A 16058-nucleotide genomic window follows, 5' to 3' on the forward strand; every position below is an offset into this window, starting at 1 on the left:
TGTTTGCGGACGGGACACACGGTCGAACGGGCAGAGGGAGGGCGACTCCCGCGTCGAAACCGTCACCCGGCCGCGTGCACATCGGTCTGCGGGACGGCGGTACGGGCGGGCAGTACGAAGGCGGTAGAGGGTGAGGAGGAGGGCGGGGGAGACGACCGGGCCTAGTCGAGGTCGATGTTGGCCGAGGAGTCCGCGCGCTCGAAGATCACCTCGAGGATGCCGTTCTTGAACGTCGCCGTCGCGGAGTGCTCGTCGACGCGCACGGGGAGGCGGAGGCGCTCCTCGTACTCGCGGTGGTCGGTCGCGGCCGCGACGGTGAGCGTGCGGCCGTCGCACTTGATGTCGATCGCGTCCTTCTGCACGCCCGGGAGGTCGGCGACGACGTAGACGCGCTCGTCGTCCTGCTGCGTGGTGATGTGGACGTCGTCGCCGAAGCCGGCGTCGTTACCCTGCACGTGTACCCCCACGTCGTCGCCCATCATATCGTTCATCATTCGACTCAGTTCCCGGAAGATGTCGTCGAAGGGGTCCCTGTCGTCCCTGTCACGAGGTCCCATGTAAGAACCCAGGTGCGCTCGCCGCAAAAGCCTTCTGTCTGTGCGCGTCCCGAGCGCCTCAGAGCCCGATTCCGAGCGCTTCGTCGGTCGTCGCCACGCTCTCGTCGGCGTCGGCCGCGCCGAGCACGGCGCGGATCGCGTCGACGTTCTCCGGCACCACGTCCGACTCCTGGTGGATGGCCTGAAAGAGGTAGAGGTCCGCTCCGGCGGCCGCGTCGCCCTGTCCCGCCGGCGCGACGCCGTCCTCGACGGTGATCGACTCCTCCCAGATGCAGTTCTCCCAGATGTCGCCGCGCGGGCGACCCCGGTCCATCGCGAACTCCTTCAGCTTGCCCGCGCCGTCGATGTCGTAGGAGGCGGGTACGAGGAAGAGCCGCGACTCGTCCGCGAGCAGGTCGCGCACCTCCTCCGCGGTCGGGGCGGCGTCCAGCTGGACGTTCACGCTGTGGGTGTGCATGAGCGTCGCGGGTACCTTCAGCCCGAGCGTGTCGATGTTCAGGTCCGGGAAGATCGTGTTCACGTCCGGCCCGTGGTGGGAGGGGAGCGTGACGGGGTTCGGGAGGATGTCGTCGATCGGCCCCCGCCCGGTCTGTCCGGGGTCGCCGCCGCGGCGGACGAGCGTGACGCGCGCCTTCTGCACGCCGTAGGCCTCCTGTAGCGGGGCGAGCAGCCGCGAGAGCCCGGTCGTGTTGCAGGAGACGACGCGGACGTGGTCGGCGCCCTCCGCCTCGCTGTAGTTCCCGCGGGCGTTGAACGAGACGTCCACGAGGTCGGCGCTCTCGCCGCCCTGGTAGAGCGCGGGCGTGTCGTGCTCCTCGTACATCGACCTGTTCTCCGCGCCGATGCCGGAGGGGCAGGCGTCGACCACCACGTCGGCCGCGTCGACGAGTTTCTCCACGCCGCCCGCGACGTCGATGCCCGCCTCGTCGAACTGCGGACGGCGCTCCTCGACGGCGGCGTACAGCGGGTAGCCCTTCGCTACGGCCGTCTCCGCCTCGAAGTTCGGGCGGGTCTTGGCGACGCCGACGAGCTCCATGTCCGGCTGGAGGGCGACCGCGTCCGCGACGCGCTTTCCGATCGTGCCGTAGCCGTTGATCGCGACCTTGATCATGTACCTACCCGCCCGTCCCACAGCGACGGGGATAATTATTGCGTGGGTACCGCCGTCATACCCCGATTTTTTACTCGAATTCGAGTTTCTAGTTCGGCGAGCGAGCCGAACGCGGAGGCCCCGCCCCGGATCGAGCGGGGGGTGGGAGCCGCACACGGCAAGGGCTAACCGTCCCTCCCGCGAACCCCGGCCCATGAGCGACGAATCCGCCCTCGCCGCCCCGGCCAGGACCGCGATCGGACAGTGCATGGGACTGCGGGACGACGAGTCGTGCCTCGTCGTGACGGACGACGGACGCGAGGCGATCGGCGAGGCGCTGTTCGCGGCCGCCCGCGAGGTGACCGACGACGCGGTGATCGTCCGCTACCCGCCGGGCGACCAGCACGGCGAGGAGCCCCCGCGACCGGTCGCGGCGGCGATGCGCGAGGCGGACGCGGTGCTCGCGCCGACGACGAAGAGCCTGAGCCACACCAACGCGCGGCGGCGGGCGACCGAGGCGGGCGTCCGCGCCGCTACCCTCCCCGGGATCACCGAGGAGGTGTTCGTGACCGGCCTCGACGCGGATTACGACTCCATCGCGAGCCACTGCCGGGCGGTCTACGAGCAGGTCGCCGGGGCCGAGGAGGTCCGCGTCACCGCCCCCGCGGGGACGGACATCGCGTTCTACCCGGGCGGGCGCGACTGGCTCCAGGACACCGGCATCGTCCACGAGCCCGGCGCGTTCTCGAACCTCCCCGCGGGCGAGACGTTCGTCAGCCCCGAGTCGGCCGACGGCACCTACGTCGTGGACGGGACGATGATGCCCTACGGGCGACTGGAGGAGGGGCGGACCCTCGAGTTCGAGGTCGAGGACGGCGTCGTCACGCGCATCAGCGACGACAGGATCCGCGAGCAGGTCGAGGCCGCCGCCGAGGAGGTGGGCGAGGACGCCTACAACCTCGCCGAGCTGGGCATCGGGACGAACGTGGCCGTCACCGAGCTGGTGGGGAGCGTCCTGCTCGACGAGAAGGCCGCCGGGACGGTCCACGTCGCGCTCGGCGACGACGCGGGCATCGGCGGCGACGTCGAGGCCCCGCTCCACCTCGACGGCATCGTCACCGAGCCGACGGTGTACGCCGACGGCGAGGAGGTCGACCTCCCGCGGCCGTAGTGCGCCGCGGCGTCCACCGCCCGCGCGGTCCGCTCCGTACGCGACGCGGAACGCGGAGGAGCGATTGAACGCCCCTTTAACGCCCCGCCGAGTAGGGCGGGTATGAGCGAACCAGGCCAGCAGGTGGCCGTCCCGTGTCCGGCGTGCTCGCCGGACGTCGAGACGGTCCACGAGGTGCTCTCGTCGGGCGGGGACGGGCGGACGCTGACCGTCCGCTGCGCCGGGTGCGGGCACACCCACAAGACGACGATCGAGGAGGAGCGGACCGTCGAGCGCGACGTGATCGTCTCCCAGGAGGGCGAGTCGTTCAGCACGCGCGTCGAGGCCCCCGCGGACGAGGTCGTCGCCGTCGGCGAGGAGTTCATCGTCGACACCGAGGAGGCGCTGATGACCGTCCGCATCACAAGCCTCGAGGTGGGCGACGAGCGGCGCGCCGAGCGAGCGCCCGCGAGCGAGGTCGAGACGTTCTGGACCCGCGCGGTCGACAACGTGCAGGTCCCCGTGACGCTCAACCCGAGGGACGGCCGGCGCGACGACACGCGGAGCCTGAAGCTGCTCCTCCCGGGCGACCACGAGTTCGTCGTCGGCGCGACCGAGACCTTCGGCGACGAGGAGTTCACCGTGAAGTCCATCCGCCTGCGCCACGACGCCCGCGGGTACGACCACGACCAGCTACGACATCGGGGGGACACCGCCACCGCGAAGGACGTGAAGCGGCTGTACGCCGACGACGAGACCAGCGACGCCTGGTCCGCGTGGTAGGGCCGACTCGAACTGAGCGCCTTTTACCACCCGGCGCGAACCGGGAGCCATGCCGACGCAGGACCGGACCGACCCGGCGGTGCGCGAACTCCTCCTGCTCCACGTCGCGCGCCGGACCGGCGCGATGGAGGCGCTGGCGCGGACGACCGGCACCGTCCAGGGCGTCGCGCGGGAGACGGGGATCGAGGAGCGCGCCGCCCGCCTCCTCGTCGAGGCGCTCGCGGAGCGCGGCTTCCTGAAGCGCCTCGGCGGGGAGTACCAGCCGACCAATCGAACCCTCGGGTTTCTCGCGAAGACCGACGTGCGCTCCATCGGCCGCCTGCCGCACGAACTCGACGCGCTCGACGCGTGGCTCGCACTCCCGGAGACGATGCGAACCGGGGAGCGCCCCTCGGGCGCGAGCCGGCGGCCGAGCGCGTCCGGTGATTCCGAGCGCCCGGAACGCTCCCCGGACTGGACGCGCAACGCGATGGGCGCGGCGGCCGCCCGCGACGAGGCCGCCGTGCGCGCTGCCGTCACCGCCGCCGTCCGCTACTACCCGCGCGCGGAGCGCGTCCTCGTCCTCGCCGACGGTCCCGGCCGCCACGCCGTCGAGTTCGCCCGCCGGGGCTACGACGCGCACCTCCTCGACGCGCCCGAGGTGACCGAGGTGAACGAGGCCGCACTGGAACACGAGGCCGTCTCGCTCGCCGCGGGCGACCCGCTCGACGGCGGGGCGTACCCCGAGGCGGACCTCGTCTTCGCGGTCGGCCTCCTGTCGCGGTACGGCGCGGCCCACCTCCGGCGGGTGTTCGCGAACGCGCGGGGAACGCTGACCGACGACGGGGTCGCCGTCTTCGTCGGTTCGGTGCGCGGCGAGACCCCCGGCGCGGCCCTGCGGGCGCTCCACGGGTACGCGCTGCACGGCGAGGGGGGCGCGCACACCGCCGACGAACTGACGGGCTGGCTGGCGGAGGCGGGCCTCGCGCCGGACGTGATCGAGATCCCCGGACTGGACGACCGCGCGGTCGCCGGCCGCGTAGTTGATTAAGCTCCGTCGCGGAGGGCGATCATGGATCGGACGGTGCTGCGGGACGACATGGTCGACGGCCTCGAGTACGAGGCCAAGGGCTGCGTCCGGAGCGACGCGGTCAGCCTCGCCATGCGCACCGTCCCCCGCCACGAGTTCGTCGACGACGAGGCGAGCGCGTACGCCGACCGCACGCTCGAACGGTTCGGCACGCGCGTCCTCTCGCCGAGCACTGCGGCGCGCCTCCTCGAGGCCCTCTCGCCCGAACCGGGCGACTTGGTGCTCGTCGTGGGCGTCGGCGTCGGCTACACGGCGGCCGTCGCCGCCGAGATCGCCGGACAGGAGACCGTCCAGGGCGTGGACATCGCCCGCCGACTCGTCTACGAGGCGCGGGACAACCTCGACCGGGCGGGCTACGGCGGCGTCCTCGTCGACCGCCGCGACGGGACCGACGGCCTGCCCGAGTACGCGCCCTACGACCGCATCCTCCTCGAGGCGGCCGCCGTCGACCCGCCGCGCGCGCTCGTCCGCCAGCTCGCGCCCGGCGGCCGCCTCGTGATGCCGCTGGGCGCGACCGAGCAGTCGCTCGTCGCGGTCGACGACTCGGGGCGGGTGACCGACCGCTTCGGCCCCGTCGCGTTCGCGCCGATGCTCGTCGAGGGCGAACAGGCCGACGCGGTCGAGCGCAACCGCACCGTCCGCGAGGACCGCGAGTTCGCCCGGCGCACCACCCACGGGCGGCGCGGCTGGGAGCAGGACTGGATCGACTGGGACGCCCACTGATCGGACGCCCGACCGTCCGACCGTCCGATCGCGTACTCGTGATATTTATCCGTGTAGCGTGTTCGTTCGACCGTGACCGTGACTGACGCACCAGACACCGACGAACTGACGCCCGCGGACAGGACGCTGATGGGACCGGGACCGAGCGACGTCCACCCGCGCGTCCTCCGGGCGATGGCGACGCCGCTCGTGGGCTACCTCGATCCCTCGTTCGTGGAGATCATGACCGACGTGCAGGAGCTGCTCCGGTACGTCTTCCGGACGGACAACGAGTACACGCTCGCCGTCTCCGGTACGGGCTCGGCCGCGATGGAGGCCGCCTTCGCCAACCTCGTCGAGCCGGGGGAGACGGTCCTCGTGCCGTCGAACGGCTACTTCGGCGGACGGATGGGCGAGATGGCCGCCCGCGTCGGCGGCGAGGTCGTCACCGCGGACGCCCCCTGGGGCGAGCCGCTCGATCCCGCGACGATCGAAGCCGCATTCGACGAGCACCAGCCGACGGTCGTCGGCGTGGTCCACGGCGAGACCAGCACCGGCGTGCGCCAGCCCGAGATCGACGAGATCGCCCGTATCGTCCACGAGTACGACGCCTACCTCGTCGTGGACACCGTCGCCTCCCTCGGCGGCGTGGAGTTCCGCACCGACGAGTGGGGCGCGGACCTCGTCTATTCGGGCTCCCAGAAGTGCCTCTCGGCCCCCCCGGGCGCGAGCCCGCTCACCCTCTCCGACCGGGCGATGGAGAAGGTGCGGAACCGCGAGACGCAACCCCGGTCGTGGTACCTCGACTTGGAGGGGCTCTGGACCTACTGGGGCGACGACCCGCAGTACCACCACACCGGGATGACCTCGACGGTGTACGCCCTCCGCGAGGCGCTGCGGCTGGTCGCCGAGGAGGGAATCCAGGCGCGCTGGGAGCGCCACCGTCGGCTGGCCGGCGCGCTCAAGGCCGGCGTCGAGGCGATGGGCCTCGAACTCCTTCCCGCCGACGAGCACTGGCTGCCCAGCCTGAACGCCGTCCGCATCCCCGCCGCGGCGGACGGCGACGCCCTCACGAGCCGCCTCCTCGAGGACGACGGCATCGAGATCGCGGCCGGCCTCGGCGACCTCGCGGGCGAGGTCGTCCGCGTCGGCTGCATGGGCCACTCCGCCCGCCCGGCCAACGTCCTCCCGACGGTCGGGGCGCTCGGCCGGGCGCTCGACGCCCAGGGCGTCGACGTGGACGTCGGGGCCGGCGTCGCCGCGACGAACCGCGAACTCGGCGAGTAGAGCGGCGGGCGATCCCCGCCGGCGGGTACGCGTTCCGAGTACTCCGAGCCGCATTCGACCGCCGGGGGAGTGCCGCTACTCCCGCACCACGAGCACCGCCGTGTTCTCCCGCCGGTCGACGTACTGGCTCCCCGCGGGCGGTTTCACGTCGAACGCGACCGTCCCGTCCGCCTGGTTCGGCCCGAGCCGCGGGTCGAGCGTCAGCGTCGCCACCCCGTTCTCGTCCGTCCGCGCGGTCTCGATCCCGTCGAGGCGGGCGCTCCCGCCGCGCGCGACGACCGTCGCGCCCGACACGGGATCCCCCTCCAGTCCGATCACGCGCACGTCGATCCCCCGCTCGCCCGGCGTGATCACCTCCGGCGTCGGCTTCGTGTCGAGTTCGACGACCGCGAGGCCGTTGACGCCCGACAGCATGTTCATCATGACGCTCAGGCTGGCGACGCCGACGACCAGCGCGATCACGAGGCGGATCGGCAACCCCTCGATGGCGCGCTCGTCGGCGACGAACCGTCCCGCCGTACTCCGTGGGAGGCGCATGGGGGTCGCTGGTCCCGGTATCCTACTTGAAGGCTCGGACGAGGGTTTATGAACCAGGGCGGGACCAGCGACCCCATGTCGATCATCGGGCGAACGGCGGGCGCGGGCGGCGTCGGATCAGACGGCGACGGGTCGGACGAGGGAAGACGGGACGCAGGGGGGACGGACGAGAACGGACCGGTCGGCCACCTCGGGGCCTACCGGGCGCGCGACGAGAGCGCCGGGGCGCGGGTGACGGTGGACCTCGGCGGGCCGCACGCGGCGCTCGTCGTCGGCAAGCGCGGGTCGGGAAAGTCCTACACGCTCGGCGTGCTCGCGGAGGAGCTCGACCGCGTGGAGGGGATCGCGCCGGTGATCGTCGATCCCATGGGCGCGTTCGGGACGCTCGCCGCGGAGCCGGTCGGCGCGCGGGTCGTCCGGCCGCGCGTCCGCGCCGACGCGCTCGAACCGCGGGCGTGGTGCGACCTGCTCGGCCTCGATCCCGAGGGCGCGGCGGGGGCGCTCGTCTGGCGGGCGGCGGCGGCCGCGACGACGCTCGACGGGATGCGCGCGTTCGTCGCCGAGGCCGACGCACCCGGCGCGACGAGACGCGCCGCGTCGAACCACCTCGACCTCGCCGCCGCGTGGGACGTCTTCGGCGGCGAACTGCCCCCGCTGTCCGACGGGCGAACGACGGTCCTCGACTGTTCCGGGGTCGACCGCGCGCCGATGAACGCCGTGTGCCGGGCCGCGGCGAACCGGTGTTACCGGGCCCGGCTCGCCGGCGGGACCGACCGCCTCCCGTGGTTGCTCGTCGACGAGGCGCACGCCCTCTTCGGCGGACTCGCCGCGCCCGCGCTCCGCCGCCTGCTCACCCGGGGACGGCAGCCGGGGGTCAGCCTCGTCGCCGCGACCCAGCGCCCGGCAGCGCTCCCGGCCGTCGCGGTGTCGCAGGCCGATTTGGTGGTGATGCACCGGCTGTCGAGCCGGGACGACCGCGAGGCGATGCGCGCCGCCCGGCCCGCCTCGATGCGCGAGACGTTCGACGAGCGGATGCCGACCCGTCCCGGCGAGGCGCTCGTCGTCGACGACGCGACCGAGCGCGTCCACACCGTGCAGGTACGGGAGCGGGCGACGCCCCACGGGGGAGAGAGCCCACGGCTGTCGGGACAGTCAGGGCTGTCGGCGGGAGGAGGGTGACGCCCGCGCCCCACGACTATGGTCCCAGGGGCCCTACGGGGGGTATGTTCGAGCACATACTCGTGCCGACCGACGGGAGCGAGGCGGCCGAGCGCGCCGTCGACGAGGCGATCGCGCTCGCGGAGGCCGCGGGCGCGACGGTGCACGCGCTGTACGTCGTCGACGTGCGCAACTACAGCACGCTGTCGGAGGAGGACTGGATGACCGTCCAGGAGACCGTCGAGGACGCCGGCGAACGCGCCGTCGAGCGGGTGGAGACGCGGGGGAGGGAGGTAGGGGTGGAGGTGACGACGACGCTGGAACCGGGAATCCCGCACAGCGTCATCCTCGACTACGCCGAGCGCAACGACGTCGACCTCGTCGTCATGGCCACGCACGGTCGGACCGGGCTCAGCCACCTCCTGCTCGGGAGCGTCACCGAGAAGGTAGTCAGAGCGTCGCCGATCCCCGTCCTGACCGTCCGCGTCGGCGACGACGAGTGACGGGACGGGGCGTAGCGGTGCGACGCGTGCGGCGATGTACGGAGCGCTGGCGGGAGCGCCCCGCGCCGAGCATGCGCTCTGTCGCTCAGAGCGCACCCGCGATCAGCCACGCCAGGCCGAGGGCGGCGAGCGCCGCAGCGAGCGTGCCGAGCGCGTTGACGACCGACCGGGCGCGCTCGCCCGTCTCCCACAGCCGCACGGTCTGGAACGAGAACGACGAGAACGTGGTGAACGACCCGCACGCGCCCGTCCCGAGCAGGAGCGCGGCGTCGCTCCCCGACCCACCGAACGCGAGTAGCCCGAGGGCGAAGCTCCCGAGGACGTTCACGGTGAACGTCTCGAGGGGGAACCACTCGACCTCGACGGCCTCGCCCACGAGGTAGCGCGCGACCGCGCCGAGGACGCCCCCGATCCCGACCAGCTGGGCCGGATCGAGCGCGACCATCAGGCGGCACCTCCGTAGAGCGCGCGAGCGACGGCGCGACCCAGGAGGACCCCCGCGAACCCGAGTCCGTAGGTGGCGACGACGTTGCCGACCATCCACAGCGGCGAGTCGAGCAGGGCGGTCTCGAGCGCGAACGTGCTGTAGGTGGTAAAGGAGGAGAGGACCCCGGTGCCGAGAACCGCGCGCGTCTCCTGCCCGATGAAGCCGCCGAGGATCGCCTCGTAGAGCAGGAAGCCGAGGAGAAAGCTCCCGAGGACGTTCACCGCGAGCGTGCCGAGGGCACCGGGGACGAACTGCCCCACGAGGTATCGGGCGTTGGCCCCCGCGAAGCCGCCGACGGCGACGAGCGCGAGCGATTCGAGCCGAAGGATGGGGTGCGTGTCGGTCATGGCTCTCCGAGAGGGAGTCGTCGGCCGGCGTCTCCGCCGGTCGGGACGGGCGGACTCCGTCGCACGGATAGGGGAGAGTCACGACGGCGGAGTAAAGTCGTTCCGCGACGCGGGCGGAGCCGTGCGAGGAGAGACGGATAGGCGCGGCGGGGCGCGGCGCGGCGGGATCGGACGGAGTACGGTGGGACGATGCGGGCGCAGGGCGAGCGGGGAAACCTATACCCCCTCGCGCCCGGTGGACGGGGTATGCTCTCACTGGCCAACGTTCGGGTCGTCGACCTGAGCATCGGCGTCGAACCGGGCGTCGCGAGCGAACCGTGGCCGGCGACGATCGAACGCTTCGATCACCGCGCCGGGGCCGAGCAGCTGGCCGGGAACCTCCGCGAGCAGGGGTACGACGTGAGGGCGGAGGACTTTCCCGACGGGATCGGTCTCGCGTGGGAGGAGGTGACCGCCATCACCCACACGGGGACGCACCTCGACGCGCCGTGGCACTACGGCCCCGAGTCCGGCGGCGAGCGCGCGCGGACGATCGACGAGGTCCCCCTAGAGTGGTGTTGCGGCGACGCGGTCGTCCTCGACGTGACGCACCTGGAGCCGGGCGACGAGATCGCCCCCGAGGACGTCGACGCGGCGCTGGCCGACCTCGACGTCGACCTCTCGCCGGGGGACATCGTCCTCCTCCGGACCGGCGCGGACGCGCTGTGGGGGACGCCGGAGTACCTCACGGAGTTCCCGGGGATGGGCGCGGACGCGACCCGACAGCTGGTCGAGCGGGGCGCGCGCGTCATCGGGACGGACGCCTACGGCTTCGACAAGCCGTTCGCCGAGATGGGCCGCCGGTACGAGGAGACGGGCGACGCGGACGAACTCTGGCCCGCGCACTTCGCCGGCCGCGAGCGCGAGTACTGCCAGATCGAGAAGATGGCGAACCTCGACGCGCTCCCCCGCGATCGGAAGGTGCCGCTGGTGACGGCCCCGGTGAAGATCGAGGGCGCGAGCGCGGGCTGGGTGCGACCGGTCGCGCTGCTCGAGGGCGACGGGGCAGACGGGGAGGGTGGTCGAAAAGCCGCCAGCGGGCGGGGGGTGGACGCGTGAGGCTCACCACCGTCGCCGTCGAGACGCCCGTCGGCGAGGCCCGGCGCGTCTGCGTCGCCGACGACGCGGGCCTGATCGACGTGACGACGGCGCACGCGGCGCTGCTCGACGAACGCGGCGAGGGCGCGCCCGTCGAGGTGGCCGAGGCGCTCACCCCGCCGGAGATGATCGCGTTCCTCGAACGCGGCGAGCGAGCCCTGGACGCCGCCGAGGAGGCCGTCGCCTTCGCGCTCGACGGCGGTCCGGAGCGCGGCCCCGCCGGCGGCCGCCTCGTACTCGATCCCGACGAGTCGGGCGTCCGCCCCCTCGCGCCCGTCCCCCGTCCCAACTCGCTGCGCGACTTCATGGCGTTCGAGGAGCACGTGCGGAACAGCCTCGGCGGCGACGTGCCCGACGTCTGGTACGAGCAGCCCGTCTACTACAAGGGCAATCCGGACACCGTCGTCGGGCCGGGCGAGACGGTGCGCTGGCCCGCCTACTCGGACACGATGGACTACGAACTCGAACTCGCGGCGGTGATCGGGAAGCGCGGCGTCGACGTCCCCGTCGAGGCGGCGGCGGCGTACGTCGCCGGCTACACCGTGCTCAACGACTTCAGCGCCCGCGACGCGCAGTTGGACGAGATGCGGGGGAAGCTCGGGCCCGCGAAGGGGAAGGACTTCGCCAGCGCGCTCGGGCCGTACCTCGTAACGCCCGACGAGTTCGATCTCCCGTCCGCGGAGATGACCGCGGAGATCGACGGCGAGACCGTCTCCTCGGGGACGCCCGGCGAGATGTACCACTCGTTCGCGGAACTGATCGCTCACGTCTCGCAGTCGGAACCGCTCCTCCCCGGCGACGTGCTCGGGAGCGGGACCGTCGGCGGCGGCTGCGGGCTGGAGCACGGTCGGTTCCTCGAGGACGGCGAGGAGGTCGCGCTCACCGTCGCGGGCATCGGGACGCTCCGGAACCGCGTCGTTCGGGAGTGATCCGAACGGGGCGAGCGAGCGGAGCGAGGTGCGGGGATCGCTCGACGATGTTTCACGACGGCCGGGAGTTCCCACCCGACGACGTTCTCGGAAAGCGGAGATGACGCTTTAATGCAACTCCGTTGAATGGGATGGCATGTGGGTAGTGGGGGTCACGTCGACGCTGTCGCAATCAGCGGCGGATGTGCCGCCGGTGACGATCGAGATGCTCGTCGTGTTCGGGATCACCCTGCTCGCGTTCCTCCTGTTCGCGAGCGAGGTGGTGCCGGTCGACGTCACCGCGCTCATCACGATGGCGCTGCTGATGATCCTGGAGCCGTGGACGCGGATCTCCATCGACGAGGGCATCTCCGGCTTCTCGAACGAGGCGACCATCACCGTCCTTGCGATGTTCATCCTGAGCGCGGGCATCAGCCGCACGGGTGCGGTACAGATGCTCAGCCGCTGGATGGCGTCGTACGCCGGGACCGACGAGCGCAAACAGCTACTCGCCGTCATCGGCGTCGCGGGGCTCCCGTCGGCCGTGCTCAACAACACGCCCATCGTCGCCATGCTCATCCCCGCGGTCTCGGATCTCGCGCGGGGCGGCGGGACCTCCCCGTCGAAGCTGCTGATACCGCTCTCGTACTCGGCGATGGTGGGCGGGATGCTCACCCTCATCGGCACCTCCACGAACATCGTCGCGAGCGACGTCTCACGGCGACTACTCGGCCACCCCTTCTCGATGTTCGAGTTCACCGTGCTCGGGGCCATCGTGTTCGTGACCGGCACGGTCTACCTCGTGCTCGTCGGCCAGCGTCTGCTCCCCGAGCGGATCGACCCCGACGAGGGGCTCCTGGAGGAGTACGAGATGGAGGGCTACCTGACCGAGGTCGTCGTCGACGAGGACTCGCCGCTCCTCGGCGAGAGCGTCGATGCGATCCTGGAGGAGACGGACCTCGACGTGGAGGTCATCCAGCTCATCCGGGACGGGGAGCGGTACATCGAGCCGTTCAGCGAGGTCGAGATCCGAGCGGGGGACGTGTTCATCGTCCGGGCCAACCTCGCGACCGTACAGGCGCTCATACGGGCCGAGGGGCTCTCGTTCGCCTCGCCCGACGTGACCGAGGAGGAACTCGAGGCCGTCAGCCGGCGCAAGACGCTGGTCGAACTCGTCATCCCCGCCCAGTCGCGGCTCGTCGGCGCGTCGCTCTCCGAATCGCTCTTCCGCGAGCGCTACGACGCGAACGTCCTCGCCATCCGCCGCGAGCGGACGCTCCTGCACAACCGCCTCGACGAACTGCTGCTGCGCGGCGGCGACACGCTGCTCGTGCAGGCGACCGAGGAGAGCCTCAACGCACTCGCGACCGATCCGGACGTCATCGTCGCCCACCAGGTCGCCGACCCGGACTACCGGACGGGGAAGATCCCCGTCGCGGTGGCCATCATCGGCAGCGTCGTCGGCCTCGCCGCCCTCGGCGTGGTGGACATCCTCGTCGCGGCGCTCAGCGGCGTCATCCTCATGCTCTTCACCGGGGTGTTGAACCCCGACGAACTCTACGACGCCATCGAGTGGAACGTCATCTTCCTGCTCGCCGGGCTCATCCCGCTCGGCATCGCGTTCGAGGAGACGGGCGCGGCCGCGCTCATCGGCGCGCTCGTCGCCCAGAGCGGTACCGTCCTCCCGCCCATCGGCGTGCTCTGGCTGTTCTACGTCGTGACGGCGCTGACGACCGCGCTGGTGAGCAACGCCGGGAGCGTCGTGCTACTCATCCCGGTCGGCGTGGCGACCGCGGCGCAGATCGGGGCGGACCCGTTCGCGTTCGTCCTCGCCGTGACGTTCGCCGCCAGCGCCGACTTCATGACGCCGATCGGCTACCAGACGAACCTGCTCGTCTACGGCCCCGGCGGCTACCGCTTCACCGACTACTTCCGCGTCGGCGCGCCGCTGCAGGTGCTGCTCTCGGTCGCGACGGTGGTCGGCATCGCCCTCATCTGGGGCGTCACGTGACGCGGAGCGACGGCGACTGGACGTACCACTGACAACGGCTACCACCCCGAAGGCGGCGTGGCGCGGGACGTGAGCTACCGGTAGTCGTGCGGACGAGCCGTTCGCGGATAAGCGGCCGAGATCGGAGTGGAGGTGAAGCGGTAGCCGCCGGCGCTTCGGTTGTGGGATCGAATCACGGCTACGCCGGTCGCTCACGGAGTAGAGACCGAAGAAGCGCCGAGGCAGGATTTGAACCCGCGTCACGACCGTGACAGGGTCGTATGATTGGCCACTACACTTTCCTTTTAAGGCCAGTGCGTGAACCGCCTCGTGCCACCCGTTTCCAGGTGTCTACACATCATTCGATGAGAACCACACACATAAATCCACCACACGACAATCCTGGGGATATATTCGGTTCAATGAGTCGCCATGCTGTTGGCTGAACCCATCGACATGGGACCCCTACAGAACGAAGGTTCTACAACATTCGGAGAACCTCTCTGATTGGTCCCCACCGCCCTCGAATCATATCTAAGACAGAGAACGCAGAATAGAGGATAGAAACTATAACTACTGAAAATCCGACTATTAGTAACGGTTGCTCAAACCCGACAGTCACCGAGGTGTCGTTTACGGTATTCGCCCATCCCTCCAATAGTCCCATAATTAGGGAGAACACCGAGATTAGCAACCCGAACGTGCTTGTGCTGGATAGATTTAACACGTCAAATTTGTCATCTATCCGACCCAACTGAGGGTAGTGCTCTTTGAGCGTGACTCGGCGCGCCGTTCGGTGAGTAAATACACTGACCGTCATTGAGCCAATCCAGAATACAGTGCCGTTGATGGTATAGAATGAGTTTATGATGTTCTCCACGTATTCGGCACCGCCTGTTTGAAGCGTGAGAGATATTATTGAGATATAGATTACAATCAGGAACAGACCCGCTCTGAACGTCTTTAGCGCGTCGTTCGCAATTGCCCCAAGTGCCTCCCTTTCACCACGGTCTATTTTGTCGTTTTGTTCTGGCATAGGACACTCTTAATCACCTGATTGTAAAAGCATATGTACCAAATTCGTCAGTATGAGGCCGAGTGTATTCTCAACACTTATTTTTATATCAAGTGAGTCAATATTCTTGTGTGAACGACTCTTCAAGTGCATTATTCTCATAGGAGGGATAGTCAAGTCATCGAGTGTGACCACATCAAAGAAGGCGAGGAGGGAGTTACCCTTTATGATGACCACAGTAATCAGGTGGCCTACATTCCATACAACTCCTTCCACCGCGCAGTCCCCCCGGAAGAATAGGCTAATTTAGTGACCAGTAATGGACTACATGGCCAGTGGAGTATGGGACCCGTCCGCTCTGTAATCTTGACGGGGGCATGCCACCCCTCCACGCTCGTAGCCACTTTGTAGGTCATTCGCGTGGCGGTTCGGGCGCGGATAGTAGGAGAATAGGAGGCGGATAATGTACGAAAAACGTCGAAAAGCGGAAAACGAAAGTGGCGAGTTCCCAAGCCCACCCATTGAACCATGTGGTTTCGACTGTGACTGCGGTGTGGTCGTCGCCATGAGCGGTCGCCCCGAAAGCGAACGACGGCGGACGACAGTGGGGCGGTCAACAGTCCGACGAACCTCGCGCCCATTGCTCGAACGCTAAAGATGACACGTAAACCCTTGTTACGAAGTGACATGGGCGTGAAGCGGGGAGACGACGTTAAACAGGGGAGGAAGTATTTGGTCGTTCAGTGAAATATTCTCACATGTTCGACAAAGTGGTAAACGGACTTGTTGCGGCGGTATTCGCGGTGTTCACCTTCGCCATTGTAGCGGTACTGTTCGGGGCTGACACGTCCCTGATAACGAACCTTACGACCGCGGCGGTGGACATCATCGTTCGGGTTGGGGTACTCGCCATAATCGGGACGGTGTTCTACACCCTCGGGAAAGGACTCCTCAAATCTGTGGGCGCGTAGGCGGGGCGGTCGGTGCTCCCGAGCGGCGGGGGCGGACGCGGTGACTTTCAGCCCATTCTATCCAGGGCGGCGCGCCTGTCGTCTACAGGTGCTTGGTCGTACTTCATGGTCGTCTCGGGGCTCTTTGCCGAAGTTGGGATGCCGCCGCCGCTAAGTCCTCCTCTCGGGCCATATACGTGCCGACCGAGTGACGGATAGTGTACCAACTCATTTGGCGATTCTCCACCGAGATACCCGCTATCTCACAGAGGCGGTGTAAGTCCCGACTCATCGAATGACCTCACGTGGGGGTAGCGGTAGCGACCCTGACACTAATTCAAAACCACTGTACGGCGGTACAATCGTGGGGAATAGACCCACGTAACGA

The 16058-nt window shown here is 69.4% G+C and carries 17 protein-coding genes, 1 tRNA gene and 1 pseudogene; 11 read left to right on the forward strand and 8 right to left on the reverse strand.

Annotated features, from left to right (window positions below; genetic code table 11):
- Positions 1-161: 161 nt before the first annotated feature.
- Together P1K31_RS09710 and P1K31_RS09715 are read right to left on the reverse strand one after the other, a co-directional pair.
- Complete coding sequence (locus P1K31_RS09710) at positions 162-557, reverse strand: Hsp20/alpha crystallin family protein (RefSeq protein ID WP_276303133.1); 396 nt, start codon at positions 555-557, stop codon at positions 162-164.
- A 58-nt stretch (positions 558-615) separates the two neighbouring features.
- Entirely contained in the window at positions 616-1668 is a 1053-nt protein-coding gene (locus P1K31_RS09715) for a type II glyceraldehyde-3-phosphate dehydrogenase (RefSeq protein ID WP_276303134.1), read from the reverse strand.
- 193 nt (positions 1669-1861) lie between these two features.
- Here P1K31_RS09715 and P1K31_RS09720 point away from each other — a divergent pair, with 193 nt between their 5' ends.
- The 5 genes from P1K31_RS09720 to P1K31_RS09740 all read left to right on the forward strand — a co-directional run bounded on the left by P1K31_RS09720 (position 1862) and on the right by P1K31_RS09740 (position 6638).
- Entirely contained in the window at positions 1862-2818 is a 957-nt protein-coding gene (locus P1K31_RS09720) for an aminopeptidase (protein WP_276303135.1), read from the forward strand.
- A gap of 102 nt (positions 2819-2920) precedes the next feature.
- A complete protein-coding gene (locus P1K31_RS09725) occupies positions 2921-3580 on the forward strand; it encodes an HVO_0476 family zinc finger protein (RefSeq protein WP_276303136.1) in 660 nt (219 codons plus the stop codon).
- 49 nt (positions 3581-3629) lie between these two features.
- Entirely contained in the window at positions 3630-4610 is a 981-nt protein-coding gene (locus P1K31_RS09730) for a class I SAM-dependent methyltransferase (protein ID WP_276303137.1), read from the forward strand.
- 21 nt (positions 4611-4631) lie between these two features.
- Positions 4632-5372, forward strand: a complete 741-nt coding sequence (locus P1K31_RS09735; protein ID WP_276303138.1) for a protein-L-isoaspartate O-methyltransferase family protein — start codon at positions 4632-4634, stop codon at positions 5370-5372.
- 129 nt (positions 5373-5501) lie between these two features.
- Positions 5502-6638, forward strand: coding sequence for a pyridoxal-phosphate-dependent aminotransferase family protein (locus P1K31_RS09740; protein WP_276305733.1), 1137 nt, complete (start codon positions 5502-5504; stop codon positions 6636-6638).
- Between the two features lie 75 nt (positions 6639-6713).
- On the opposite strand, the gene P1K31_RS09745 is transcribed toward P1K31_RS09740, so the two are convergent.
- Positions 6714-7175, reverse strand: a complete 462-nt coding sequence (locus P1K31_RS09745; protein WP_276303139.1) for a DUF7382 domain-containing protein — start codon at positions 7173-7175, stop codon at positions 6714-6716.
- Between the two features lie 75 nt (positions 7176-7250).
- On the opposite strand from P1K31_RS09745, the gene P1K31_RS09750 reads away from it, so the two are divergent.
- Together P1K31_RS09750 and P1K31_RS09755 are read left to right on the forward strand one after the other, a co-directional pair.
- Positions 7251-8354 (forward strand): ATP-binding protein, encoded by a 1104-nt coding sequence (locus tag P1K31_RS09750; protein ID WP_276303140.1) that lies wholly within the window; start codon positions 7251-7253, stop codon positions 8352-8354.
- Between the two features lie 44 nt (positions 8355-8398).
- Positions 8399-8836 (forward strand): universal stress protein, encoded by a 438-nt coding sequence (locus P1K31_RS09755; protein WP_276303141.1) that lies wholly within the window; start codon positions 8399-8401, stop codon positions 8834-8836.
- 85 nt (positions 8837-8921) lie between these two features.
- Here the strand turns inward: P1K31_RS09755 and crcB are convergent, their stop codons facing one another.
- Together crcB and P1K31_RS09765 are read right to left on the reverse strand one after the other, a co-directional pair.
- Positions 8922-9281: a fluoride efflux transporter CrcB gene (gene crcB / locus P1K31_RS09760; RefSeq protein WP_276303142.1), complete on the reverse strand. Its 360-nt coding sequence runs from the start codon at positions 9279-9281 to the stop codon at positions 8922-8924.
- Positions 9281-9670, reverse strand: coding sequence for a fluoride efflux transporter FluC (locus P1K31_RS09765; protein WP_276303143.1), 390 nt, complete (start codon positions 9668-9670; stop codon positions 9281-9283). The genes crcB and P1K31_RS09765 overlap by 1 nt, the downstream gene beginning before the upstream one ends.
- A gap of 246 nt (positions 9671-9916) precedes the next feature.
- Between P1K31_RS09765 and P1K31_RS09770 the strand changes: the two genes are divergently transcribed.
- The 3 genes from P1K31_RS09770 to P1K31_RS09780 all read left to right on the forward strand — a co-directional run bounded on the left by P1K31_RS09770 (position 9917) and on the right by P1K31_RS09780 (position 13726).
- Complete coding sequence (locus P1K31_RS09770) at positions 9917-10768, forward strand: cyclase family protein (RefSeq protein ID WP_276303144.1); 852 nt, start codon at positions 9917-9919, stop codon at positions 10766-10768.
- The gene (locus P1K31_RS09775) at positions 10765-11736 is read left to right on the forward strand and encodes a fumarylacetoacetate hydrolase family protein (protein WP_276303145.1); all 972 of its coding nucleotides are present in this window, start codon (positions 10765-10767) and stop codon (positions 11734-11736) included. Before P1K31_RS09770 ends, P1K31_RS09775 begins: the two co-directional genes overlap by 4 nt.
- 205 nt (positions 11737-11941) lie before the next feature.
- Positions 11942-13726 (forward strand): SLC13 family permease, encoded by a 1785-nt coding sequence (locus P1K31_RS09780; RefSeq protein ID WP_276305734.1) that lies wholly within the window; start codon positions 11942-11944, stop codon positions 13724-13726.
- 212 nt (positions 13727-13938) lie between these two features.
- Here P1K31_RS09780 and P1K31_RS09785 read toward each other — a convergent pair.
- Positions 13939-14008: transfer RNA gene (locus tag P1K31_RS09785), tRNA-Asp, on the reverse strand.
- 178 nt (positions 14009-14186) lie between these two features.
- Positions 14187-14741, reverse strand: coding sequence for a hypothetical protein (locus P1K31_RS09790; protein WP_276303146.1), 555 nt, complete (start codon positions 14739-14741; stop codon positions 14187-14189).
- Positions 14742-15478: 737 nt separating this feature from the next.
- Between P1K31_RS09790 and P1K31_RS09795 the strand changes: the two genes are divergently transcribed.
- Positions 15479-15691: a hypothetical protein gene (locus P1K31_RS09795; protein ID WP_276303147.1), complete on the forward strand. Its 213-nt coding sequence runs from the start codon at positions 15479-15481 to the stop codon at positions 15689-15691.
- 47 nt (positions 15692-15738) lie between these two features.
- Here P1K31_RS09795 and P1K31_RS21870 read toward each other — a convergent pair.
- Positions 15739-15950: pseudogene (locus P1K31_RS21870) on the reverse strand (tyrosine-type recombinase/integrase); the annotation flags it as partial.
- Positions 15951-16058 lie beyond the last annotated feature (108 nt).

It is taken from the genome of Halomarina halobia, from assembly GCF_029338575.1.
GTDB classification, from domain to species: Archaea; Halobacteriota; Halobacteria; order Halobacteriales; family Haloarculaceae; genus Halomarina; species Halomarina halobia.

What these genes read in the sequence shown, in the direction of transcription:
- P1K31_RS09765 (WP_276303143.1), bottom strand. Translation starts at nt 9,670, where the DNA reads ATGACCGACACGCACCCCATCCTTCGGCTCGAATCGCTCGCGCTCGTC.
- P1K31_RS09755 (WP_276303141.1), top strand. Translation starts at nt 8,399, where the DNA reads ATGTTCGAGCACATACTCGTGCCGACCGACGGGAGCGAGGCGGCCGAG.
- P1K31_RS09725 (WP_276303136.1), top strand. Translation starts at nt 2,921, where the DNA reads ATGAGCGAACCAGGCCAGCAGGTGGCCGTCCCGTGTCCGGCGTGCTCG.
- P1K31_RS09780 (WP_276305734.1), top strand. Translation starts at nt 11,942, where the DNA reads ATGCTCGTCGTGTTCGGGATCACCCTGCTCGCGTTCCTCCTGTTCGCG.
- P1K31_RS09795 (WP_276303147.1), top strand. Translation starts at nt 15,479, where the DNA reads ATGTTCGACAAAGTGGTAAACGGACTTGTTGCGGCGGTATTCGCGGTG.
- P1K31_RS09720 (WP_276303135.1), top strand. Translation starts at nt 1,862, where the DNA reads ATGAGCGACGAATCCGCCCTCGCCGCCCCGGCCAGGACCGCGATCGGA.
- P1K31_RS09770 (WP_276303144.1), top strand. Translation starts at nt 9,917, where the DNA reads ATGCTCTCACTGGCCAACGTTCGGGTCGTCGACCTGAGCATCGGCGTC.
- P1K31_RS09710 (WP_276303133.1), bottom strand. Translation starts at nt 557, where the DNA reads ATGGGACCTCGTGACAGGGACGACAGGGACCCCTTCGACGACATCTTC.
- crcB (WP_276303142.1), bottom strand. Translation starts at nt 9,281, where the DNA reads ATGGTCGCGCTCGATCCGGCCCAGCTGGTCGGGATCGGGGGCGTCCTC.
- P1K31_RS09750 (WP_276303140.1), top strand. Translation starts at nt 7,251, where the DNA reads ATGTCGATCATCGGGCGAACGGCGGGCGCGGGCGGCGTCGGATCAGAC.
- P1K31_RS09745 (WP_276303139.1), bottom strand. Translation starts at nt 7,175, where the DNA reads ATGCGCCTCCCACGGAGTACGGCGGGACGGTTCGTCGCCGACGAGCGC.
- P1K31_RS09740 (WP_276305733.1), top strand. Translation starts at nt 5,502, where the DNA reads ATGGGACCGGGACCGAGCGACGTCCACCCGCGCGTCCTCCGGGCGATG.
- P1K31_RS09730 (WP_276303137.1), top strand. Translation starts at nt 3,630, where the DNA reads ATGCCGACGCAGGACCGGACCGACCCGGCGGTGCGCGAACTCCTCCTG.
- P1K31_RS09790 (WP_276303146.1), bottom strand. Translation starts at nt 14,741, where the DNA reads ATGCCAGAACAAAACGACAAAATAGACCGTGGTGAAAGGGAGGCACTT.
- P1K31_RS09715 (WP_276303134.1), bottom strand. Translation starts at nt 1,668, where the DNA reads ATGATCAAGGTCGCGATCAACGGCTACGGCACGATCGGAAAGCGCGTC.
- P1K31_RS09735 (WP_276303138.1), top strand. Translation starts at nt 4,632, where the DNA reads ATGGATCGGACGGTGCTGCGGGACGACATGGTCGACGGCCTCGAGTAC.